General features: G+C 46.3%; 14 protein-coding genes. 3 read left to right on the top strand and 11 right to left on the bottom strand.

Annotated features, from left to right (window positions below; all coding sequences use genetic code 11):
* The first annotated feature begins 5 nt into the window (after nt 1–5).
* The 3 genes from metX to Q1A23_RS05530 all read left to right on the top strand — a co-directional run bounded on the left by metX (nt 6) and on the right by Q1A23_RS05530 (nt 3,207).
* Nucleotides 6–1,064 (top strand): homoserine O-acetyltransferase, encoded by a 1,059-nt coding sequence (gene metX / locus Q1A23_RS05540; protein WP_299820685.1) that lies wholly within the window; start codon nt 6–8, stop codon nt 1,062–1,064.
* Nucleotides 1,045–2,283 carry a homoserine dehydrogenase gene (locus Q1A23_RS05535; RefSeq protein ID WP_299820682.1) on the top strand — a complete coding sequence of 413 codons (1,239 nt, stop codon included), beginning with the start codon at nt 1,045–1,047 and terminating at the stop codon, nt 2,281–2,283. Before metX ends, Q1A23_RS05535 begins: the two co-directional genes overlap by 20 nt.
* A 192-nt stretch (nt 2,284–2,475) precedes the next feature.
* Complete coding sequence (locus tag Q1A23_RS05530) at nt 2,476–3,207, top strand: hypothetical protein (RefSeq protein WP_299820679.1); 732 nt, start codon at nt 2,476–2,478, stop codon at nt 3,205–3,207.
* Between the two features lie 99 nt (nt 3,208–3,306).
* On the opposite strand, the gene lysA is transcribed toward Q1A23_RS05530, so the two are convergent.
* From lysA to bioB, 11 genes are all read right to left on the bottom strand, one after another.
* Nucleotides 3,307–4,479, bottom strand: a complete 1,173-nt coding sequence (gene lysA / locus Q1A23_RS05525; RefSeq protein WP_299820676.1) for a diaminopimelate decarboxylase — start codon at nt 4,477–4,479, stop codon at nt 3,307–3,309.
* Nucleotides 4,442–5,776, bottom strand: a complete 1,335-nt coding sequence (locus Q1A23_RS05520; protein WP_299820673.1) for an aspartate kinase — start codon at nt 5,774–5,776, stop codon at nt 4,442–4,444. Before Q1A23_RS05520 ends, lysA begins: the two co-directional genes overlap by 38 nt.
* A 137-nt stretch (nt 5,777–5,913) precedes the next feature.
* Nucleotides 5,914–10,296: a T9SS type A sorting domain-containing protein gene (locus Q1A23_RS05515; protein WP_299820670.1), complete on the bottom strand. Its 4,383-nt coding sequence runs from the start codon at nt 10,294–10,296 to the stop codon at nt 5,914–5,916.
* Between the two features lie 372 nt (nt 10,297–10,668).
* Nucleotides 10,669–13,257, bottom strand: a complete 2,589-nt coding sequence (locus tag Q1A23_RS05510; protein WP_299821208.1) for a T9SS type A sorting domain-containing protein — start codon at nt 13,255–13,257, stop codon at nt 10,669–10,671.
* Between the two features lie 729 nt (nt 13,258–13,986).
* On the bottom strand, nt 13,987–16,098 hold the full coding sequence (locus tag Q1A23_RS05505; RefSeq protein WP_299820667.1) for a T9SS type A sorting domain-containing protein: 2,112 nt from the start codon (nt 16,096–16,098) through the stop codon (nt 13,987–13,989).
* Between the two features lie 606 nt (nt 16,099–16,704).
* The gene (locus Q1A23_RS05500) at nt 16,705–17,907 is read right to left on the bottom strand and encodes a beta-ketoacyl synthase N-terminal-like domain-containing protein (RefSeq protein ID WP_299820661.1); all 1,203 of its coding nucleotides are present in this window, start codon (nt 17,905–17,907) and stop codon (nt 16,705–16,707) included.
* Between the two features lie 8 nt (nt 17,908–17,915).
* On the bottom strand, nt 17,916–19,196 hold the full coding sequence (gene bioA, locus Q1A23_RS05495) for an adenosylmethionine--8-amino-7-oxononanoate transaminase (RefSeq protein ID WP_299820659.1): 1,281 nt from the start codon (nt 19,194–19,196) through the stop codon (nt 17,916–17,918).
* Nucleotides 19,197–19,369: 173 nt separating this feature from the next.
* The gene (locus tag Q1A23_RS05490; protein WP_299820656.1) at nt 19,370–19,945 is read right to left on the bottom strand and encodes a hypothetical protein; all 576 of its coding nucleotides are present in this window, start codon (nt 19,943–19,945) and stop codon (nt 19,370–19,372) included.
* A 173-nt stretch (nt 19,946–20,118) separates the two neighbouring features.
* On the bottom strand, nt 20,119–20,733 hold the full coding sequence (gene bioD, locus Q1A23_RS05485) for a dethiobiotin synthase (protein ID WP_299820653.1): 615 nt from the start codon (nt 20,731–20,733) through the stop codon (nt 20,119–20,121).
* A complete protein-coding gene (locus tag Q1A23_RS05480; protein ID WP_299820650.1) occupies nt 20,730–21,872 on the bottom strand; it encodes an 8-amino-7-oxononanoate synthase in 1,143 nt (380 codons plus the stop codon). Before Q1A23_RS05480 ends, bioD begins: the two co-directional genes overlap by 4 nt.
* A 108-nt stretch (nt 21,873–21,980) precedes the next feature.
* Entirely contained in the window at nt 21,981–22,982 is a 1,002-nt protein-coding gene (gene bioB, locus Q1A23_RS05475) for a biotin synthase BioB (protein WP_299820647.1), read from the bottom strand.
* Nucleotides 22,983–23,045 lie beyond the last annotated feature (63 nt).

The following is a 23,045-nucleotide window of genomic DNA, read 5'->3' as shown; positions in this document are numbered from 1 at the left end:
TAAACATGCCAGAGCACCACACATATCATTACCAAAAGCAATTCAGGCTGGAGTCGGGGGCAACGCTGCCCGGTTTCCAGTTGGCTTACACTACCTACGGCCGGCTAAACAGCCAAAAAGACAATGTAGTATGGGTTTGCCACGCCCTTACCGGCAGCTCCGACTTCACCGATTGGTGGGGCGAGTTGTTTGGTCCCGGCAAAGTATACGACCCTGCCGATTGGTTTATAGTTTGCGCCAACACGCTGGGCGGGTGCTATGGTTCTACTGGTCCGTTGTCTGTAAACCCAAACACCCTAAAGCCATACTTCCACGATTTTCCGCAGCTAACCAACCGCGACATTGTTAGTTCTTTTGACCTTTTGCGACAGGAGCTGGGGCTGGAGCAGGTGCATACATTGCTGGGAGGATCATTGGGTGGGCAGCAGGCTTTGGAGTGGGCGTTGCTGCAGCCGGATGTTTTTAAAAAATTGATACATGTTGCCTCTAACGCGCGCCACTCGCCGTGGGGCATTGCCTTTAACGAAAGCCAGCGCATGGCCATTCGCCAGGACCCAAGCTGGGCAAGTTATAGTGAAACAGCAGGCCAGGAAGGCTTGAAAACGGCACGGGCCATCGCTATGCTTTCGTACAGGCATTACAACACTTATGAGCAAACACAGCAGGAGCCAGGCAACAGCATCACCGATAATTTCAGGGCGGCAACTTACCAGGTGTACCAGGGGGAGAAGCTGGTCAGTCGCTTTAACGCCTATACTTACTGGCAGCTCTCCAAGGCCATGGACTCGCACAACGTGGGCCGTGGCAGGGGAGGTGTGGAGAAAGCGCTGCAGCGGTTAAAAGCTAAAGCTTTGTTTGTTGGGGTGGATACCGATATACTTTTCCCGGTGCAGGAACAGCAATGGCTGCACGAACAGGTGCCGGACTCTTATTTTTACCTCATCAAATCAGACTACGGGCACGATGGCTTCCTGGTGGAGTGCGACCAGCTGGCACAGGCCATCACCCTTTTTTATGAAAATGATTCCGTTCAAACTTTAAACTATGAAAGACATGCCTACTAACAAGATTGGTATACTTGGCTTTGGCTGTGTAGGGCAAGGCCTTTACGACGTGCTGCAGGAGAACCACCAATTGGAAGTTGCCAGGATCTGCGTGCGCGATAAAAACAAAGAACGCAAATTGCCTGCTTCAGCCTTTACTTTCGATGCACAGGAGCTGCTGCAGGATGAGAGCCTGGTTATACTTACGGAGCTGATCAGCGACCCGGCAGAGGCGCTTACCTTGATCCGGCAAGCCTTGGAGGCAGGCAAAACGGTAGTATCAGCCAACAAAAAAGCAGTAGCTGAAAACCTGCCGGAGTTAATTGCCCTGCAGCAAAAGTATGGCAGCAGGTTGTTGTACGAAGCAGCCGTATGCGGAAGTATCCCCATTCTCAGAACCCTGGAATCTTACTATGCCGACGAGCCGATGCAGGAAGTAAACGGTATATTGAACGGATCATCTAACTACATTCTTACCAGGTTGGATACCGAAGGCATCAGCTATAAAGAGGCGCTGCAGCAGGCGCAGGAGCTTGGCTTTGCCGAAGCCGACCCGACATTGGACGTAGGTGGTTACGATGCGCTGCATAAAATCTGTATCATTGCCGCTCATGCTTTCGGGGTAGTGGTTGATGTGAGGGAGGTGCTCCGTTTTGGTATAGAAAGTATAACGACAGAAGATGTGGACCTGGCGCATAAGTTGGGTGCCCGCATTAAGTTAGTGGCATCAGCAAAGTATACTGCTGCGCAACAGCTGCAAGTGCAGGTATTGCCAACTTTTGTATGGCCCGATAACGAACTATACTATGTGCAGAACGAATTTAACGGGGTGCAGCTGGAGGCAAAGTATGCAGGCAAGCAGTTTCTGAAGGGCAGGGGAGCCGGAAGCCATCCAACAGGGTCTGCGGTTTGGGCTGATGTGTCTGCCGCTTTAAAAGGATACAAGTATACTTATCCTAAACTTAAGCCAGCACCTGCAGCGCCAGCCACCAATACGCTACAGCTTTACATCAGAAGCAAAGGCGATTTTCCGATACCCGATATTAAGTGGGAAGAAGTTGTTTCGTTTGGTGTAAGCCATGAGGCGGTGCAGCTGGTAGGAGTGGTTAAGAAAGAGGAGTTGCTGCGGCACCAGGCAACGCTGGAAAGCAGGAGCACCTTTGTAGTGGAGGTGCCGGAGGCACTATCAGCCATGGAGTTTATACAAAAGGCATTACAGCAGGAACGCGTAGTTGCTTGATTAGTAATTGTCTATCAAAGTATAACGGATTTCTGCGGAATCTTAGTATTAAAAAATTTACTTATGTTAATAAAGTGGATTAAAGAAAGTATGAAAGGCGTTAGGGCTGAAAAATAGGTGCTGTAAATTGTAGCTGTTCCATAAATATGCACGTACATCCTAGTAAAATAGTGACCATTAAATTGTACGGCGATGAAGATAAAATTTATACCCCTCCTCCTATACGCTCTCCCAATATTGGCATTCATATCCTGTAGGCAGGAAGATGGCTCGCCGATACGTAATGTTCGCTTTGACCCTAACTTATTGAACCAGGCAGTAGATGGTTCGCCTTGCGCTTCTTACAGCTACTTTTACCAGGATGAGCAGGCAAATCTTGGATCTGTCTACACGAAACAAGTGCTGGTGGCTTTTGCCGATGGCAGCAAGTATGAAGACCTGAAAAAAGCAACCTCGAAGTATGGTTTTGTGCGTGGCTTAGGTTCCCCGAACAACTCTAACTCCGCTACACTTTATACTTTGGAGCTGGCAAATGGCCTGAACTGCAAGCAAACAGAAGAGGCCATTCGGGTATTGGCAAATGACCCAATGGTGATATATGCAGCGCCATACTTTATCAAAGACAATAACCTGCTGGGTATAAGCAACGAGGCCATTGTAACCACACGAAACGGAAACAAGGCTGCCCTGGAACAACTGTTGCAAAACTACAATGCTGCGGTAGTAGCTAGTTTAGGAGATGACATATATGTGGTTAAAGTTGATAAGAACTCAGTTGGGAATGCTTTAGAGTTGGCAAACCACTTAAAAGGCCAAGAAGGCATAGTGCACGCCGAACCTGATTTTATAGTCTCGTTAGCGCCTGCCCACCCAGGGCGAAACAGAAACCCTAACGGAACAAGTAGGGCCGCATTTACTCATTAGATTTAATGCCATAAAACAAGAAGGCTGCACTTACTTATAAGTGCAGCCTTCTTGTTTTATGGGGGCTGCAGTTTTTCACCTACCTCTATGGCAGCCTGATTATAAGTATAAAGTCTTCGCCTTGGTGCGGAGGTTGTAGCCAGAAGCCATTACCTCGCCGTAGGCACCGGCTGTATGTATGGCTATCAAATCGCCGCGGTTCGTTTCCGGTAGCATTACCGCTTTTCCAAAGCAATCCGACGATTCGCAAATAGGGCCTACCACATCGTAGCGAACTTCCTCTTTGCTGCTGCTCAGGTTCTCTATCTTGTGGTACGACTGGTAAAGCGCCGGGCGGATAAGTTCTGTCATGCCGGCATCAAGTATGGCAAAGTTTGTGGAGATGCCATTTTTGATGTACAGCACTTTAGAAATAAGCGTACCGCATTGCGCCACTAAAGCGCGCCCGAGCTCAAAGTGCACCTGCTGCCCCGGCCTTACTTCCAGAAACTGGTTAAACAAGCCAAAGTATGCTTCAAAATCAGCAATAGGATTCTGCTCTGGGTTGTAATAATCCACCCCAAGGCCACCACCTACGTTTATATGCTCCAAAGTTATATGGCGCGCCTCAAACCACTCCTGAAACTCGTTTACACGTGTGCACAGGTTTCTGAAAGCCGATAAATCCGTTATCTGAGAACCGATGTGGAAGTGAATACCGATCAGTTTGATGTTTGAAAGTTTCTGTAGTAGCGCCAGTACACTTTCCAGTTCCCAGGCATTGATACCAAACTTGTTCTCCTCCAGGCCGGTAGTTATGTACTTGTGCGTGTTGGCGTTCACGTTGGGATTTATGCGCAGCGCAATTCGTGCTGTTTTGCCTTTGGCAGCTGCCAGTTCGTTCAGTACCTTCAGCTCGTGGCTGCTTTCGCAGTTAAAGCAAAAGATATCCTGATCCAGGGCATAGTTTATTTCCTCGTCAGACTTGCCAACGCCAGCAAATACCACATCTTTTGGCGCAAAGCCATTCTCTATTGCTGCCTTCACTTCGTTACCGCTCACGCAGTCGGCCCCGAAGCCATAGGCGCGCATTTCGTCAAGTATAGGTGTGTTGGCATTAGCTTTTAAAGCGTAATGCACATGAAAGTTATACTTGTCTGCTTCCTGCTTTGTGGCTTTTAATGTCTGGCGAAGCAGGTCCAGGTTGTATACATATAGTGGAGTAGGGTGCTGCTGCAGCTCCTGCAGGTGTTGCTTAAGCTTGCTCTCCGTTGTTTCTCTCAAAGATTCCATCGTTTAGTCTTGTAAGCGCCTCTACTTTATCGCTTGTGTTAATTAATAGGCTGATGTTGTTTTTGCTACCTCCGTAAGAGATCATGCGCAAAGGGATAGCTTTAAGTGCCTCAAATATCTTTAATCCCGAGCCGCTTCGCTCAGCAATAAAATCACCGACCACGCAAATTATACTTTGGTCAGTATCAACCTCAACCTGGCCGAATTCCTTCAGCTCTGTTACGATCTCGCTCAGGAATTTCGGGTTATCGATGGTAATCGAAACGGCCACCTCCGAAGTCGTAATCATGTCGATCGGCGTTTTATACCTTTCAAATACTTCGAACACGCTTCTCAGGAAACCATATGCCAGCAGCATGCGGCCCGATTTTATCTTGATAGCTGTAATGTTATCTTTCGCGGCTACTGCTTTTATACTTCCGCCTTTGCTTTGCGAAGTGATAATGGTGCCTTTTGCATCTGGTTGCATCGTGTTAAGCAGGCGTACCGGAATGTTTTTTTGCTTAGCCGGCTGCACGCTGCTAGGGTGTAATATTTTAGCGCCAAAGTATGCCAGCTCCGCAGCTTCGTCAAAAGACAGTTCCGCGATAGGGTAAGTGTTCTTTACAATGCGCGGGTCGTTGTTGTGCATGCCGTCGATGTCGGTCCAAATCTGGATCTCAACAGCATCAGCAGCTGCGCCAATAAGCGATGCAGAATAATCAGAACCACCCCTTTTTAAGTTGTCTATCTCACCGAAGGCATTGCGGCAAATGTACCCCTGGGTAATAAACAGTTTTGCATCCGGGTACTTCGCCAGTTCTGTTTTCAGGTTTTTAGCTATGTATGCCTGGTCTGGCTCCTCGTTCTCATCAATCTTCATGAAGTTAAGGGCTGCCAAAAGTACAGACGGAATCCCTTGCTCTTCCAGGTAAAACTGGAAAAGGGCTGTAGATAGCAGCTCCCCCTGCGCCAGCACCGCACGCTCTTCGTGAATGGTAAACAAATCAAGGGTAAACGATCTAAGAGAATCGAAGTGGTTGTTTATTAGTTCGTGTGCCTTTTTCTTTATATCTGCGGAGGTGTAGAAATCTTCTACCACCTGTTTATACTTATCGTGCAGCGCATCAATCAGCGCTTTTGCTTCCTGGTTGTTGTTCTGGTACAGTTTTTCAGAAATCTGCACCAATGCGTTTGTTGTGCCCGACATGGCCGACAGCACTACAATCTTGGGCTCATCACTATAGATAAGCGAGGCTACTGCCCTCATACGCTCAGCAGAGCCTACAGAGGTTCCGCCGAATTTTAAGATTTTCATCTAGGTGTCTAAAAGGTAAAATGTTAAGTTGCAAAAATAGTGTAGGAAGTTCAGAATATTGGCACGACAAGTAAATAATTACAAAACAAAGAGGCTGCCCTGTTAAGGCAGCCTCTTTGTTTTGGTGTTTTGATGTTTTACCTCGATCTAACCAGCTTCTGATTTACACTAATGCCGTTACCGCTAAGGCGCAGAAAGTACACACCATTTTTCAGCGGTTTTACAGGTAGCACTAGTTCGTTTAAACCCTGCTGCAACTGTACGGTTTCTGTCTGCACCACCCTGCCTTGCAAATCCAGTAGCTGAACAGTAGCTTCAGTTGCTACAGCACTATGCAGCCGGATATTGATTTCGGATTTAAATGGGTTAGGATAAATATATGTTTTACCTCGGGCTTTCGGACCGTCATAATACACCGCCACCAGTTTGCTGTATTCGAAGTCCCCGTTTAAGTCTACTTGTTTTAGGCGGTAGTATGCTGTTCCTGGCAAGGGGTTTATATCGCGGTAATTATACTCCACTTTCTGGTTGCTGTTACCCATTCCTTTAACTGTGCCTATACTTTCAAAAGTGGTTCCGTCGGTACTGCGCTCTACCTCAAAATGTGCATTGTTTTCTTCACTTGCTGTTGCCCACGCAAGCACCACGCTGCCATCTTCTGTAAGAGCAGTAAAACTAATAAGTTCTACGGGCAACGGAGTAATGGTAGGGGAGTCGCCAAGTATGCGCACCACAATTCCAACAGAGGTAACGCCTCCCAGGGCATCGGTTAGCTGTATTATTAAATTGTAAGTGCCAGTTGTAAGTGCTGTTCTGTTGCTTACACTTATGGTGCCGTTAGCCGTGTTCAGCGTAGTGCCCGGAGGCAATGCGCCTCTGGTAAGTTGAGCCGTTGTAATGGCTGCGTCAGGATCAGTTGCTGTAGCCAATGCTTCCCCAATGGTGTAAAGGTCTTTATACTTAGGTACAGCCAAAGTATAGGCAGCATCGCAGTTTACACGTAGCACTACATCATCCTGTGTTGTGGTGTTGCCCCCTCCGCAAGATGTTTGTACAGTCCAGCGCAATACATATGTTCCGGATGCCAGATTCTGGATGGCGGCATTTGCGTTGTTCGGCGAGCTGAAGTTGACAGTTGATGGTCCGCTTACCTGGCTCCAGGTGCCGATTCCAGGTGAGACATCGTTGGCGGCAAGTGTTGCCGTTGTTCCACAAACAGTCGCATCAGGCCCTGCATTTGCCACAGTAGCGTTATTGGTTACCGAAACGGTAGCTTGATTAGATAGCGTTAACAAGCCACAGCTACCGGAAAGGTTTCTTACCGTTACATAAAATGTTTCCGTGTTCACAACACTTAGAACACCGGTGCTAATGTTTAAAATCGATCCGTTTCCAGCAAAACTGCCTAGTGCCTGGTCAACTGCTAGCCCGTTGGTGGCAGTTGCCCTTCTGTAAACAGTATACTGATATTGCTCGTTAGGTTCTGTCGATACGTTTATCAATGTAGATCCGCCGGCGCACACCTTGCTGGCAGTAGGAAATACTGCTCTTGTTGTAGAGGCCCCGGTAACTATCGCTGCTGCTCTTGAAGGGAGCGTAAGCGCACAGGAGTTGGGAGCTGTTACAACTAAACTATAAGTTGTGTTAGAGACAACAGGAGAGGTAGTAAGGTTTATGCTTCCTCCATTTCCTGTAACAGCAGCCGTGCCCGTTAACTGGTTTGTTGCTTCATTCAATAACCTGTAAGTATAGCCGGATGTAGTGCCGTTTAGCGTGAATGTGACAGCTTGGTTGGCGCATGTGCTGAGGGTGCTACTTGTAAAACTTAACGCGGAGGTTAACGGCTGTGGTTGTACGGTTACCTGAACAGCGGCAGGAGTAGTAGCATCGCAAGCTGCCCCGCCCACTTTTCTGGCGCGCACGGTAATGCCCACAGTTGTATTCGTTGTACCCGTATTCGTGATTGGCCCTGATTGCAAGGTAATGGCACTTCCTGTTCCCAATACCGAACTGCCCGACTCAACCCCGTTAACCAGCACTCGATAGGATACCCCATACTGTGAAGAGGATAAGGTAATGTTGGTAGTAGTGCCTCCACAAATAGTACCAGGGGTGGCAGATAAAGTATAGTTTACCACAGGAGGCCTGCATTGCACTATCTGTGCCGTTGCCCTTGCGCTTTCGCAGCCGCTTGCATTTTTAAAAGTAGCTGTTACTGATGCTCCTGCAAATACCTCGAGTTCTGATAAGCCGCTTACAACCCATGCACCGCTTGCATTAGCCGTAACCGGAGAAAATGGCGTTCCCTCAATGTATAAAGTAACCTGAGAACTGGCTGGCGCTGTACCTGAAATGGAAGTCTGACCTTCTGTGATAGGGCCTCCTACTGTAATGGTTCCTGTTGGTATTGCCGCTGATGTAACAGTATTAGAAGCCAGACTAAGTGCCTTGCCACTAGCTCTGGCTCTGGCTGTAATAGGTACACCCGGTGCAATTCCTCCACCTGTAAGGGGAGATAAATCCACAGACCAGGCACCTGATGAAGATACTGTACCTGTTCTCCCGGTTGGTGTGCCATTTTGGTAAATCTCTATTACTGTGCCTGCAGGCTCTGCTGAAGTGCCAGAAATGGATCTTACGATTCCGCAGAGTGGCCCGGCATTAATAACAGGAGGAGTAGTGCTTGTACTCACTCTTAGTATATTCGAAATGCTGGATGGTACAGGGCAATTTGTCTGACCGCCACCCGAAAGCGTAAACTCAGACCTCACGTTTAGCACGTCTCCGGCTTTCAAAGCCAAACCTGTCGGTAAGGTTAACGTCCAGGTTGTAGCAGTACTGGTAATGGGTATACGCGCTCGTTCGACTGCATTAACAAAAAACAATACTGCTCCCGAGGTGCCAGATACAATATTGGCTGGCGCAGCAGTAAGAGACCCAGAGATGCTTGTAAGCGCGGCAGGCACATCAGACCAGGAAGAGCCGCTGGCACTTGTGAGCGTAATACCACCGTAAGTGACGTTGGTTATAGAGATTTGCTGTGTATTTGTACTTGGTTGTCCATTCCTGAAGCATATCTGGTTCGATCTTAAGGATTCGCACCCAAGAATGGTTGTATTGGTGCTGTTCACAGGTGTAACAGTAGCATAGTAGTTAGTTTCTCCGACAGGGTAGGACGGTGATGTCCAGGTGCTGGTTCCGGTACTTGTTGGCGTGAAAAGAAAGGATCCTACAAGATTTCCTGCATTGGTATAAATGGATATCCTTTGTGACGATGCAAAAGTAGTAGTGCCCACAAAAGTTCTGTTGGAATTGCCAGAACCTCCAAGGGTGGTGATGACAGGGGGCGGTGTTGATAGACAAACGCCAGCTAATACTGTTACAGCCGCAGATGGCGCAGAAGCGTTTTTACCTGTAGGAGTTACTACTGCAGTTATTCTATCATGGGCTACAAGTAAGTTTGCTGCTAAGCCAGTTAAAGACCAGGTGCCAGTCGCGCTGACTGTTGGGCAGGTAGGCTGTCCGCTGCCGCCACAAATAGCTACCCCGTTTCTGTATACAGTCACAACAGAGCCTGCAGCTTCTCCTGAGGTACCGGAAATGCTGGTGCTGTTGGCGAGGATAGGGCTGTTAACCGCTGGCGCGGTTGCTGTTACTAAAGCAAATCCATTCGTACGTATATTATTCAGGCTTGTAGCCGGAAACCCATTCATGATGGCAAGCCAAGCCCTTTGCTTGTTGTAGCCATACGCCTGAAAGTTAACTCCGCCAACATCAGAAACTGTACCTGTTATGCCACTTTGCGCACTTGTAATAGTTACTCCAGCTATGCGTAGCGGTGTTTCTGCTGTTACGCCAGGCAATGCAGAGAGAGGCACATAGAAATCGTAGAAGTAGTCGGCGTTTCCGCTATTTGTTGTGGCAGCAACAGATCGTTGAGAGTATTGGTCCACAGCGCGGCTCCATATTTTAGGGCCTCCGTTTGGGTTGTTTCTATGGTCAAATACAGCAACATCAAAGTTAGATTCAAGTGCTATCTCGTATTCAAAGCCCGGATTAGGAGTGTTTTCCAAGCTTCCGCCAGCTATCAGGTTTCCAAATTGCCCGTCCGTGTCAAGTAGTACGTTATAACCCTTCGATGCTGTAGAAGAACTCCCGACCCTTAGCCTGAACATAATATTGATACCATCAAAGTATACTTGTACCGGCGTTGGCGGTACCAGGTCAGTATGGCCTCCTGCACTTCCGGTATTCAAATCCCCAACCACTTCGTTTTCCAGGGTTGGCACCTGCCTGTAGGGTATCTCGCTTACAGCGGCACCCATGTCGTTGGTGCCTGTAAAACCCGCCGTTGTTAGAGAGATGTAGCCATTCCCGTTTGGGTCTAATACTTTTTCACCGCCGCCTGTTGCAGGTTTGTAGATAAACCCAGGAGTTTGTGCATGCACTATAACAGGAAAAAACGCAGTAAGTATAAAAAAGAGGAGGATGTAAAAAAGAGAGTAAAGTTTTGATTCCATATAAATTGCGCCTGATAATCTTATACTGGTATACCTATCAATCCTATACCATTTGCAGTATGTTAAATTGTACTTTATAGCTGCTTTATAAATAGCCGGATTGCACTATTAAATAAGATGCACTACTCGTGTGTATAAGGGACCTTGTATATTTTATGACTTATATATATGTCCTGGCAACAACAATACCCTGTCTTACTTAAGTATATAGCTATCTCTTTGTACTGAATTTAGAGAACGCAGTTTCCGGAATATGATAGTTTATGGTTTATATTGGAATAGGTATGTAGTAGCTGGCAGTCTATAAACGCAAAAGAGCCGACTCTTTAGAGCCGGCTCTTTTGCGTTACCACGAGAAAGTATATAGCTTACTTAGCGGGTTTTCATGATTTTAGCGGACGCCTTTGTTGTTTCACCTAACACGGTAAGAATGTAAATCCCTTCTTTAATGCTGGCAGGTGCGTCAAAACTAAATGTATTTGCCCCTGCACTTAAGCTTACAGATTCGCTCCACACTTCTTTGCCGCGCAAATCTATCAAAGCTATTGTCGCTTTTTCAGACTGGTGTACGCTAAGGGCAATATTTAAGCTTGATTGAAAAGGGTTAGGATAAGCAGAGAAATTTGATTCGTTTCTTTTCTCCACGGTCACTTCTACCAGCTTGCTATACTCGTGCTTGCCGTCGAAGTCTACTTGTCTGAGGCGATAGTAGCTGGTGCCAGCTGGCGTGTTCAGATCGGTGAAGCTGTAGTTGCGGGTTACGCGGCTGTTGCCGCTGCCCTTTACCTCCCCGATAGCGGCAAAGGTCTTGCCGTCCTGGCTGCGCTCCACCACAAACCTGTCGTTGTTTTCTTCGGTGGCCGTACTCCAGGTTAAATAGGCATTTTTATTTTTCAGGCTGGCTTTAAAGTAGGCAAGTTCAACCGGGAATGGGGACATGTCTCTTCGCCACATTAAATTAGATATGCCAATGCCTTGGTTGCCTCCATTCGAATCAGCATTTTTATACGTGATATCTACCCGGTCAACGGCGCTGGCAAATGTTACCGTTACGTTGCCTTCTGTTGAGTTGGCTGGGGTATCCTGTAGGCCAGCAACTCCCGCAATCTGGCTGTCGCTGTACTCGTGCACCGAAGTATACATAAGCTTATACTTGGATAATGGCACGGCAGTACTTCCTTTATAGGCTTCAATATTCAGCACATCTCTGAATTGTCCTGAGTGTGTGTCTACGTCGTAAAGCGTGAATGTCAAATCCTCTACAGCCTTGCTCGTTTGGAGTGTCACTTTAGAGTACCTGTTTGTTGTGTTAGCCCCTGACTGTATTAGTGCGAGTACAGGTGTGCTTTGGTATTGGGTGCTGGATATTGTTTTATTTGTGACGGTTACCCCGCTTGTTTGGGTCATGCTCCACTTAGTATAGACGCCATCAACTGTATACGCCGCTGTATTGTTAACAGAACTTGTAAATGGGTCTTCTCCGTTAGGTCGGTTGCTCCAACTAAACTTTGATACACCAGAAGATGGAATTCCTATAACTGAAATATCATCAAGGGCATAAAACTCGGTTTGGTTTAGTGGTGCGTTTGGTACCTCCCATCTGATACGCAGGTTACGAATATTAGCAGCACCACTTGGAAGTTGTATAAAATTTCCGTTGTTAACTAATCTCCATGTACTGTTAACAGATCTATTCCATCCGGTTACTTCTGTCCAGGGGCCTCCGTTAGCGCTATAGAAGAGTTTTACCCTGTTATCGCTTGTACTTGTATAAGTTTGCCTGTGTGTCCAGATAACACCAACGTGGTCGTACCCTTGTGTCGAGATGGGTTGATCTGTGTAAAGTATTTTATTTAAGGTTGAAGAAAGGATACGCGGAGCAAATGCCGTTCTTAAGTAGTTACCTCCCGATGCCTGAGAAGAGTTACTTTTAGTTGAGCCGTTCGTAGGCTTAATGTCCCAGTGGTCCTGTTCTAAAATCCCTGAAACATTCAAAATAGAATGCTCCGTAGCAAGCCCAACTAAATCTTCATTAGGTTTATAACCATCGAAGTTCTCATGGTAAAGTATAACCTCTGTAGCCAAGTTGCCTGTAAATGTCGGAGAATCTACCGTTGCCGTTACTGCCACCCGAGCGCTTTCACAACCGTTAGCATTTGCAATGGAGACATAATAAGTAGTGGTAGTGCTGATTGCAGGCGTGGTGAAGCTAGAATTGGTGGTGCTGCCGATAGCATTACCACCTGTTGCTGAAGTATACCACTTGTAAGTTTGCCCTGGCTGCGCACCAAATGCATTTAAAATAACAGTACCAGCGCCTATGCGGGAGTTTCCAAAAGCTGTTGGTGCAGCAGGTGTAGGATTTACTGTAACCGTTACAGGAGTTCTAGAGCTTTCGCCACAGGTGTTTATTGCAGCTACATAGTATGTGGTAGTAGAATTGATGTTAGGACTATAAGTAGCATTTGATGATAACAAAGTGCCTCCTATTGAGGATGAGTACCACCTGTAGCTTCCAGATGATCCAGTAGCCGTTAAAGAGACAGTTCCTGTTCCACATCGAGAAGTTCCGTTTGCTATTGGGCTGGTTGGTTTGTCAATAACAGTAACTTGAATATAGGTCGATTTATTAGCCCAGCTTCCACAGAATATCCAGATACAGGATCTCGATTGATAATCAATTCTATAATAATAAGTACCAGAAGTATTAAACTTGGGAGTAGTATAGGATGGACTATTTGCTTGACTGATTGGTGAATAAGTAATTCCGTTGCTACTTGCATACCATTGTATGCCTTGAATATCTTCTAAAGGTTCTGTAACTATTGAAAGTGAAGTTGACTCACCTCTGCATACATTTGTTTGGGCTGAGGCAGAGAAAGGCAGTACTATAAGTACAGTAAAAACTGTAATAAGCCTAGCCAATGATTTTCCTGAATTGCCTAGAGCACCTGTTGCCATATTAAATAGCATCATCGGCCAACGCTCAAAAAATAATTCAAGGGCGTGCGGTTTTTTGCCGATAATCGACTGTGGTTTTTGATGCGCTAATGTTGGCAATGCTATAAGGGCCTTTGGATACTTCATTACTGTATTTACAACAAATGGAGACTAGTATATAAAATACATTTGTTTCATAGCAGCGTTAGGAGTGTAAGTAGCACTACATAATTGCAACAAACTGGGTTATACCAATTATAAGTATGACAAAGCTAGCATTTAAAATGCTTAATATAAACTGATATCCTGCATGTTGTAAAATTATAAAAGGTAAGAGTATAACTTTTTAAGTATAAGTTAAATTGCATTGTATTAGTATAAAACAGAGCGGTGCTTGTACTCTTTATTGTTTAGTTACATGTTTCAAAGCAACGTTCACAGATATTTATTAGAAAGGTTAAATTTTATTTTGCAACCAAATTTGTGGCAGTTGCGTATGTGGCGGCTTTGTGGTTAGTAGAATATAGAATTTTTACGCTAGAAAATTTTTTAAAATTTTTCTGATTTATGCGGTTATTTCCTTTAAAAATGCGGGATCAAGTATAAAAGTTGCTGCCTGTAAGCTATCCAGTTTGCAGTTGGCAGGATAACGATAAGACATAAAACTGACGCTAACAGGGCTTTTTAGATACCTTTTAATTTGAAAACCAACATTCCGGCGACAGCAATTACTGCTATAGTGCTTGCGGTTTAAAGCGTTTTTATCACCTTTAAAGTATAACTTGTTTCTCCGGCAGCAAGCTTTAAGAAGTACACCCCATTGCTAAACCCTTGAAGTGGTAGCGCCACTTCCTGCAGACCTTTTCCAAGAACCGTTTCGTGGGAGTATGAAAGGCTGCCTTTGGTATCATAAAGCTGGAAGTATACTTTACCCTCCTGGAGCATTGGCAGCAGTATGTTCAGGTTGCTCGAAAAAGGATTGGGATAAGCCGTTAAGATTGCTTTGGTGTTGCCTTCCACGGTCACTTCTACCAGCTTGCTATACTCGTGCCTGCCGTCGAAGTCTACTTGTTTGAGGCGGTAGTAGCTGGTGCCGGCTGGCGCGCCTACATCGGTGAAGCTGTAGTTGCGGGTTACGCGGCTGTTGCCGCTGCCCTTCACCTCCCCGATAGCGGCAAAGGTTTTGCCATCCTGGCTGCGCTCCACCACAAACCTGTCGTTGTTTTCTTCGGTGGCGGTGCTCCAGGTTAGCCTTACACCTTGTTTAGTAACATGAGCTTTTAAATCGATTAACGTTACTGGCAAAGGCTCAACGTTAGTAACCTGTATTTTATAGTAGGCATCTAAAGAGTACTCTGTGTTAGATGCATTTGTAGCGGAATAATAAAATGTGATAATGCCATAGAAAAGTTTGTTAGGCCTAAACTGTAAGTTTGATGCCTGTGCCGGAGATAAAAGATAATAGCCATTGGATTGCGGTAAAGCTGTAATGGCTGTTGTGCCGGTATAAAGTGTGCCCTGAGTTACTTTTGGCAGCGATGTGCTGAGTATTCTGTACCCGGTAATAGTGCCTCCTGTAGCGCTTAAAGGTGTGATAGCAGTTATGCCAGCTGTATTTACTATGGGGCCTGTGGTAATGTTCTCCGCAGTTGGTGGTGGGTCTGCATTTATGTACAAAGTATAAGTAGAAGTGTTCGATAAGACATTTTTGTCATCAACAGCGGCATATGTAAAGCTGCGTACCGGGGTTCCGTTTCCATTTCCGCCAGGGTTAAAGTATAACTGGTCAGAAATGACTGTTTGACCGGCCGTTACCGCTGTGCCACCAGTAGCTGAAGTCCAAAGGGAGCCCGGGCTGGGAACGCTTAAAATAATGTAATGCTGCACAACACCATCCGGATCAGAAGATATTAGCTTCGGAATTTCAATTCTGATATTACCCCTGGCAATGTTACCCGATGAGACATTGCTGCTAACTGGTGCTGCATTTACGGGTATGCGATAGATGGCTGCTGTGCTTGATTCACCGTTAGTATGAGTTACCGTGTAACTAAAAGAGGCTGTGCCGAAGAAAGTTTCTTCCGGAGCAAACAGTAATGATTTTGCCTCTGTAGTGGTTATTGTCTGATTGGGTACTACGGGAACAGTATGAAGGAATAGCTTACCTTGAGCTGCATCTGGCAAAGTGGTAAGCGTGTAGTAGGCGATGCTGGCATCTGGATAATTAGCACTTAACGGGGCAATGGCTGTAACACCGTCCGTATTAGAAACCAGGGATGCATTCGTTACATCATGAGCTATAATTGGTCCTGTGGCAGGGTTTATTGTTGCAGTTACCAACGTTTTAGAGCTGCTTTCGCATCCATTTTCTCCAATAGCTGCTACATAATAACGTGTAGTTACGTCTAAGCTTGGGGTTGTGTAAGATGCACCTGTTGCGCCGTCAATGGCTGTGCCATCTGAATTGTACCATCTGTAACTTACTGCTGATGGAGGACCGCTAGCATGCAGCGTTACAGAGCCGCGCCCAGACCGCGAGCCATTGATTACTGAAGGGGCAGCAGGTACAGGGTTAACTGATAGGTGAAAAGTATTACTGAAAGATTCCTTGTTGCCACCGGGGTTGGTAAACCTCACCCTGTAATACTTTCCGTTATCCGAGGCAGATGCGGTAAAAGTGTATGTTAAGGTGTTTTCGTTTACAATGTTTGAATATGTACCGCTTAGTGAGGTACTTACCTGCCATTGCCTGTTGGAGTTTACATTTGGGACTTCCAGGGTTACTATTTCACCTTCACAGGCAGTAACTGTTTGAGTTTGGGCAGCGGCGGAGGTAGAGACTAATGCTACAAGTGTGAACAAGCTTATGAGTGCCAGTAGGAAACTTTTAGGCTTAAAAATTATACCATGCAGCAACTGTTTTATCAAGAAGCAGGAAGTATGGCAGCGTGGACTTATATACTTGTGTGCCTTAAGGCGCAACAGAAGGGATAGCGGCTTTCTTAGCGCGATCTCATAATTACCATTCTTTAAGCTACTACTTAGCCAAAGACTTGAATTAAAAAGCCTACGAATAGCACAATTATAAAATGAAGTAAAAGTTAAAATTACCTTAGTGTACATTTTTACTGATGCTGTAGCGAATGTGTTCACAACTAAAGAATTTGATTATAAGAGCATGATATGATTCTGATGTTATGCTAGGTTTAATTATAACTTTAACCGTGCAATAACATTAGAAAGCTTCATGAAATGCTTCTAACTAGCTTCAAAGGTAATATTAGAAAATCTTAATATTAAAGTTTATCCAACTTTATAGATAGAGGTAACTATAAGTCTGCTGGTTTTAAGTATGAATTTACAGGGGAAAGATATATCTCTTGCGTAAGACTTAGCCAACATTCAAGTCTGTATTTTAGTAATGGAGAAAAGCAATATGCCTGGAGTAATAGACTGATATGGATATACTTATACTTTTCGTACAAGTATACTACTTGCATTGCCTCCAAACCCGGCAGCATTAACTAAAATCGTGTCTATTGGATTATTAGCAGGAATACTTTTTTCGAAAAAATAATGTTTAAACAAATAATTAGGAGAGGAGAAAAGGAAACAGGCATATTGTATACTTAAGGCTCCGGAGGCGCCTAACGTATGGCCGATAAGCCATTTATTTGTAGTGATAGCGGGGTATCGTTCAGGGAAAACAGATTTTATAGCCTCTAATTCTGCCTTGTCGCCGGCTTTAGTGCCGGGGCTGTGGGTAATAATAAGATCCACGGTACGTGTTGTGGCGGAAAATTGGGACAGGGCGTGGCGCATTGCTTTCTGGAAGTTTATACCTTCTGCGGATATCCCGGTCTTGCTGGTAATGCTTTCGAAACCAAAGCCTACCGCTTCTACGACAATATCGTCTTTTTTTAAGTCTGCTTCCGCTACTAACTCTAGTGCAAAAACGGCGGCGCCTTCACCAAGTACAAACGTATTTTGTTCGCCTGCATAAGGCTGGCAAGGGTAAAGAGCATCAGCCTGTTTAGAGTATATGCCGACGGCCTTCATCTGGGCGATGGTGAAGGGAGTAAGTGGGGCCTCGGTGCCACCAGCCAGGAAACGTTTGGCCATACCTGCCTTTAGCCAGGCTACACCATTGGCTATGGCCATTAAAGCGGTGCTGCAGGTAATGGAGTGACTTATTTGTGCGCCTCCGGCATTTACGGCGTGCGCCACCCAGCTAGATAAATTACCAAGTGTGGTAGTAGGAGAGGCTCCCGGTAAAGTGCTTCCTTGTACACTTTCCTTAAACGAATCATAGTGCTGCTCAAACAAACCTGTGGCACCCCGAGATGAGCCTATGTTTACAGCCAGATCATCTGAAGCATAACCCGGATTCAGCCAGCCAGCCTCTGCCGCCGCCTGCCGTGCAGCATAAATAGCCATCAATACAGACCGGTCTAACTGCCTGTAATTTGGGTTTGATTTAACAAGTCTTCTTAACTCTTCCTCAGCGTGATCTGGTAAGGCAGCGACAGGAGTAGGCTCTCCGGAGTGAAGTATACTAGTGAAAGCTGGTTTACCCGAAGAGTAAGCTTCGTTAACAGCCGCAACGCTATGGCCAAGCGGAGAAATTACGCCCGTTCCTCTTATAACGATATGTTGCTTAGCCTCTGCCAAAGTATAAATTATTGGACCGCTGCCACTAACCCGTGCATGCCAAGTATAGTTTGGTATACCTGCTCCAACTGCTCGTTGGTAATGCAGTAGGGCGGAATGATGTAGATTATATTACCTAACGGACGAAGTATAACGCCGCGCTCTAAAGCAAAATTATAAAGCGTGTCGCGCAGGTTACTGAAGTAGGAGGTGCCGCCTGCTTCAAATTCAACGGCTAAAATAGTGCCCTGCTGGCGTACTTCTTTTACATATGGCAGCTGTTTTGCCTTAACTGCAAATGCAGCATGTTGGGCAACAATCCGGTTTATACTTTGCTGTGTGCTATCGTGGAGGAGTAGATCCAGGCTCGCCAGGCCGGCAGCGCAGGCAACAGGGTTGCCGGTGTAACTATGGCCGTGGAAGAAGGTCTTGCTTTTATCATCATGCAGGAATGCTTCGTAAATCTGGCTGCTGCAGGTGGTGAGGCCAAGTGCCATGGTGCCCCCTGTTAAACCTTTAGAAAAGCACATCATATCAGGCTGGTGTTGCAAGTATAAACTGGCAAAGGTGCGGCCGGTGCGGCCAAAGCCTGTCATTACTTCATCGGCAATAGTCAGGATGCTATACTTCTGGCAAAGCTCCATTAGCTTATCAAGCACCTCTGGCGTGTACATCACCATGCCGGCTGTGCCCAATACCAAAGGCTCGTAAATAAAGGCTGCCACATCACCTGTTTTGGCAATTGCCTCCAGTTGTTTTATAGTTTCCTCTTCAGCGCCTGGTATCGGAACATCAATAAATTCAATGTCAAATAAATAAGACCAGAAAGGCTCAGTAAAGGTGCTGCGGCTGCTCACCGACATTGCCCCAAACGTATCGCCGTGGTAGCTGTCCCGGAAGGCAACAACTTTACGCTTTGGCTGGCCTTCGTTGTTCCAGTACTGGATAGCCATTTTGATAGCCACCTCCACGGCTGTAGAGCCGTTGTCAGAGTAAAAAGCACGCTTCTGGTTTTGAGGTAATATTTGCAGTAATCTTTCTGCTAGCGCAACAGCAGCAGGATGCGTAAAACCGGCAAAAATAACATGCTCCAGCGTCTGCAACTGCTCTGCAACCTTCTGCGCAATATATGGATGTGCATGCCCGTGCAGGTTTACCCACCACGACGAAACAGCATCTATGTAAGAAGTCCCGTCTTCAGAGAACAACAAGGCTCCTTCGCCACGCACAATCGGAATGGGTAGGGGAGCAGTCTTCATCTGCGTGTAAGGGTGCCAGATTACATTATGGTCGCGTTGTGCCAGATCCATGCCTATAAGTCTTTGATTTAAGATGCCTGGATTTATACTTTGGTCATGCTTGCTGAAGCACGCTTTTGCAGCGTTTCAGTTATACTTTTAAAGTATAAATACAGGGGCAAAGGTAAGGCATATACTTCAGAAGACCTTTTTCTGAAGTGTAGAATAGTGGTGCTGGAGAAAATTTATACTTGGCGCGCCTGCTTTTGTAGCTGTTGTACAAGCTTTCGGCCTCTGCTTTGCATGGCCGGAGAGCCATCGCGCAGGTAATATTCTGTTTGTGCCAGTAATTCCGTTTTAAGCCAGTTAAATTTTGTAGATAAGTTAAAAAGCACCTCCAGGCAGTTTACTCTTACAGCCACAGGAGTAGCTGGATTGATAAGCCAATCAAAAATCACCTCTACCACTTGCTCATGGTCTGCTAGTGCTGCAAAAGCATCTTTATAAGCCATACTTGCCTTAAGGCTGCTTAGGTGCATAAGTATTTTGGTGAAGTGGCGCTGGCAGCTGTAATTGCTCTGCTCTGCCAGCCTTTTAAGAAACGTTGGAAGTATAGGCAGGAAAAGTTCAGGAAAGTATACTTCAATATGCTCTAACACCCATGCCGCTCTGAAGGCGATAGCAGGTTGCTTATGTAAGAAGCAAAGGTCCAGTAGCTCTTGCACCGGAAGTTTATCAGCACCTGCCAGCGCAGCAAGTTCCTGCACTTTGGTTTTCTTCATCGTAGAAGACAGGGCTGCTAAAAGATCATCTCTGGTCATGAATCATCTAACGCTAAAAACAAAATGTCATTTCGAGCAAAGCGAGAAATCTGAAATAGTGTGGGTTTATGAAGCGCTCCAGATTTCTCCCGAAGGTCGAAATGACATGAAAAAGTCTGTAAGTATAAATCAGCTAGTAAAGTTTACGCAATAGGCTATACTTTAAGCTTAAACTATAAATATCCTTTAAACTGCTCAGCGTACTCAGCAACGGTATCCTTGCAAAAATCAGCTTCCTGGCGGATAGATGGCAGGCGGCGTAGGCCTGTATACTTGATGATGAAATCCTCTGAACTTTGGTTCTCCTCGCCGTTAAAGATAATGCCTGCTACCGGAATTTTACGGTAACGCAAAACCTCGGCTGTGAGCAATGTATGGTTTATACTCCCGAGGTAGTTACGCGATACCAGTACCACCTCCAAGCCAAGTTGCTGTACCAGGTCAAGTACCAGGTAACGCTTGTTTAAAGGTACCATCAAACCTCCGGCACCTTCCACGATCAGGTTGTTGCTGGTTTCGGGTAGCTTCATGCCGTGCACATCAATCTCGATGCCTTCGGCGGCAGCGGCACGATGCGGGGAGGCAGCCATCTTGAGGCAGTAAGCTTCCGGGTGAAATACAGACGCAGGGTTAGACACCAGACTCATAACAGTATCCGTGTCTGTAAAATCCAGGCCACCTGCCTGCACAGGTTTCCAGTAATCGGCTTGCAGGGCCTCGGTAAGTATGGCGGCTGCAACTGTCTTGCCCACATCCGTTCCGATGCCTGTTACAAAATAACGTTTCATGTTCCTTTGGCTATGGCCTTCACGAGGCCCTCAATTTCTTCTTCCGTATTATATGCGTGCACAATCACCCGTAAACGCTCCTGGCCTTGCGGCACGGTGGGGCTGAGTACGGGGCGTACATCAAAACCATTTGTTTGTAAGTATAAAGCCAGCGCCTTCAGCGCTGCCACATCGCCGCTTTCCAGGAAAACAGAAAGTATAACACTCTTTTCCGGGGTGCAGCGGATGCCTTTTATACTATTCAGTTGCCCTAACAGGTAGCTTGCCAGTTTTTTTACATGCTGACGTGCTTTTTCCAACTCAGGCAACAATTTATAAGCGCATTGCAGCGTTATAAGTGCATGGGTCGGTAAACCTGTCGTGTAAATAAAGGCACGACTAAAGTTTACCAGGTAATCGCGCAGCACTTTAGGGCCTACCACAGCTGCGCCATGGCTACCCATCGCTTTGCCGAAAGTTATTACCTGTGCAAAAACCTTATCCTCTAGACCAAGGGCAACAGTTAATCCTTCGCCTTTGGAGCCATACAAACCCACGGCATGGGCTTCGTCAACAAGCAAGGCTATATTTTGTTCGTGGCACAGCTGCGCCAGCTCCATTAAAGGTGCCTTATCGCCATCCATAGAGTAGACAGATTCTACCACCACGTAAGCTGTGCCTGTTGCATGTTGCAGCTTCCGCCTCAGGTCCTCCAGGTTATTATGCTTAAAGCTGTAGCTTTTCGCAAAACTCAGGCGCATCCCATCCTTGATAGAGGCGTGTATAGCATCATCATAAAAAATGGTGTCGCCGCGCTGGGGCAGGGCAGACAGAAGCCCGACGTTAGCCGCATACCCGGAGTTAAACAGCAAAGCTGCTTCGCCGTGGTGGTACTGCGCTATCGTCTCTTCCAGTTCCTCAAATAAAGTATGGTTGCCAGATAGTAAGCGGGAGCCAGTTGCCCCCATTGGCAGGTGTTTATACTTGTCCTCGTACTTATGGATGAGCGCCCGCAACTCTTCAGAGCGAGCAAGTCCGAGGTAATCGTTAGAGCAAAAGTCTACAAGGCCGGAGGTAGTTTTCAGCTGGCGCAGATTCCCCTGCGCAGCCCTATCCGCCAGCTTTTGCTGTAGTTTATTTGATAAAGGACTACGTGACATTTTATACTTGACAAAGGATTATCTGACAAAGGATAGCAGACCTCTTGTCATCATATTAGCTAAAATCTCATTAAAACTCCTTTGTCTTTTGTCAAACAGTCTTTTGTCTTAAGAGCAAACGTGCTGCTCTTCTTCTTTAAAAGACTTTCTTGGAGACAGGCCCAACAGCTCAAACATTGCTTTATCCTGATCAAAGTCAGGGTTAGGGGTTGTAAGCAGCTTTTCGCCTGTAAAAATAGAGTTTGCACCAGCCAAAAAGCAAAGTGCCTGGTCTGTTACGCTCATGCGCTCACGGCCAGCAGATAAACGCACCATTGTTTTTGGCATCAGGATACGAGCAGTTGCGATCATGCGCACCATCTCCCAGACTGTAACCAACGGCTGGTTCTCTAGTGGCGTGCCTTTTACCGGCACCAGCGCATTTACCGGAACCGACTCCGGGTGCTGCACCAGCGTAGATAAAGTATGCAGCATACCAATACGATCCTCGTCAGTCTCGCCTAAACCGATAATGCCCCCAGAGCAAACTGATATACCTGCCTTACGCACGTTCTCAATCGTATCTAGTCGGTCGTCGTATGTACGGGTGGTGATGATGTTGCTGTAGTTTTCTTCGGAGGTGTCCAGGTTGTGGTTATAGGCGTACAAGCCGGCTTCTTTCAGCTTCTCAGCCTGGTACTCGTTTACCATGCCCAGCGTGCAGCATACTTCCAGGCCCATTTCGTTTACGCCCTTCACCATGTCCAGCACCTTGTCGAAGTCGCGGTTGTCGCGCACTTCGCGCCAGGCGGCACCCATACAGAAACGGGTAGAGCCACCATCTTTGGCACGCTGAGCGGCAGTTAACACCTGCTCTTGGCTCAGTAGCTTGTGCACATCAACACCCGTATGGAAACGCGCTGCCTGTGGGCAATACGAACAATCTTCAGGGCAACCACCTGTTTTAACTGAAAGCAAAGTACAAACCTGCACCTCACCGGTAGCCTGGTACAGCTTGTGCACGTTAGCTGCCTCTACAATAAGCTCGAGTACGGGCTTATAATAAATTGCCTTTATCTCTTCCAGACTCCAGTCTGTGCGAATGCCTGTGTTTTGTTCGTTTTGCATCATGGTATCCGTAGTTAGGGTTACGAAGGTAATTTGAAGATTTAGGAAATAAAAATCAAAAATATG

Origin of the sequence: uncultured Pontibacter sp. (assembly GCF_947492645.1) — a bacterium.
In the GTDB taxonomy this organism is placed as follows: domain Bacteria; phylum Bacteroidota; class Bacteroidia; order Cytophagales; family Hymenobacteraceae; genus Pontibacter.
The sequence above is the reverse complement of the archived record's forward strand: the minus strand, read 5'-3'. Positions and strand labels throughout refer to the sequence as shown.

Excerpts from the sequence above, each read along its gene's own strand:
- bioB (WP_299820647.1), bottom strand. The coding sequence starts at position 22,982 with ATGATGCAAAACGAACAAAACACAGGCATTCGCACAGACTGGAGTCTG.
- bioD (WP_299820653.1), bottom strand. The coding sequence starts at position 20,733 with ATGAAACGTTATTTTGTAACAGGCATCGGAACGGATGTGGGCAAGACA.
- Q1A23_RS05535 (WP_299820682.1), top strand. The coding sequence starts at position 1,045 with ATGAAAGACATGCCTACTAACAAGATTGGTATACTTGGCTTTGGCTGT.
- bioA (WP_299820659.1), bottom strand. The coding sequence starts at position 19,196 with ATGGATCTGGCACAACGCGACCATAATGTAATCTGGCACCCTTACACG.
- lysA (WP_299820676.1), bottom strand. The coding sequence starts at position 4,479 with ATGGAATCTTTGAGAGAAACAACGGAGAGCAAGCTTAAGCAACACCTG.
- Q1A23_RS05515 (WP_299820670.1), bottom strand. The coding sequence starts at position 10,296 with ATGGAATCAAAACTTTACTCTCTTTTTTACATCCTCCTCTTTTTTATA.
- Q1A23_RS05490 (WP_299820656.1), bottom strand. The coding sequence starts at position 19,945 with ATGACCAGAGATGATCTTTTAGCAGCCCTGTCTTCTACGATGAAGAAA.
- Q1A23_RS05480 (WP_299820650.1), bottom strand. The coding sequence starts at position 21,872 with ATGTCACGTAGTCCTTTATCAAATAAACTACAGCAAAAGCTGGCGGAT.
- Q1A23_RS05510 (WP_299821208.1), bottom strand. The coding sequence starts at position 13,257 with ATGGCAACAGGTGCTCTAGGCAATTCAGGAAAATCATTGGCTAGGCTT.
- Q1A23_RS05520 (WP_299820673.1), bottom strand. The coding sequence starts at position 5,776 with ATGAAAATCTTAAAATTCGGCGGAACCTCTGTAGGCTCTGCTGAGCGT.
- Q1A23_RS05530 (WP_299820679.1), top strand. The coding sequence starts at position 2,476 with ATGAAGATAAAATTTATACCCCTCCTCCTATACGCTCTCCCAATATTG.
- metX (WP_299820685.1), top strand. The coding sequence starts at position 6 with ATGCCAGAGCACCACACATATCATTACCAAAAGCAATTCAGGCTGGAG.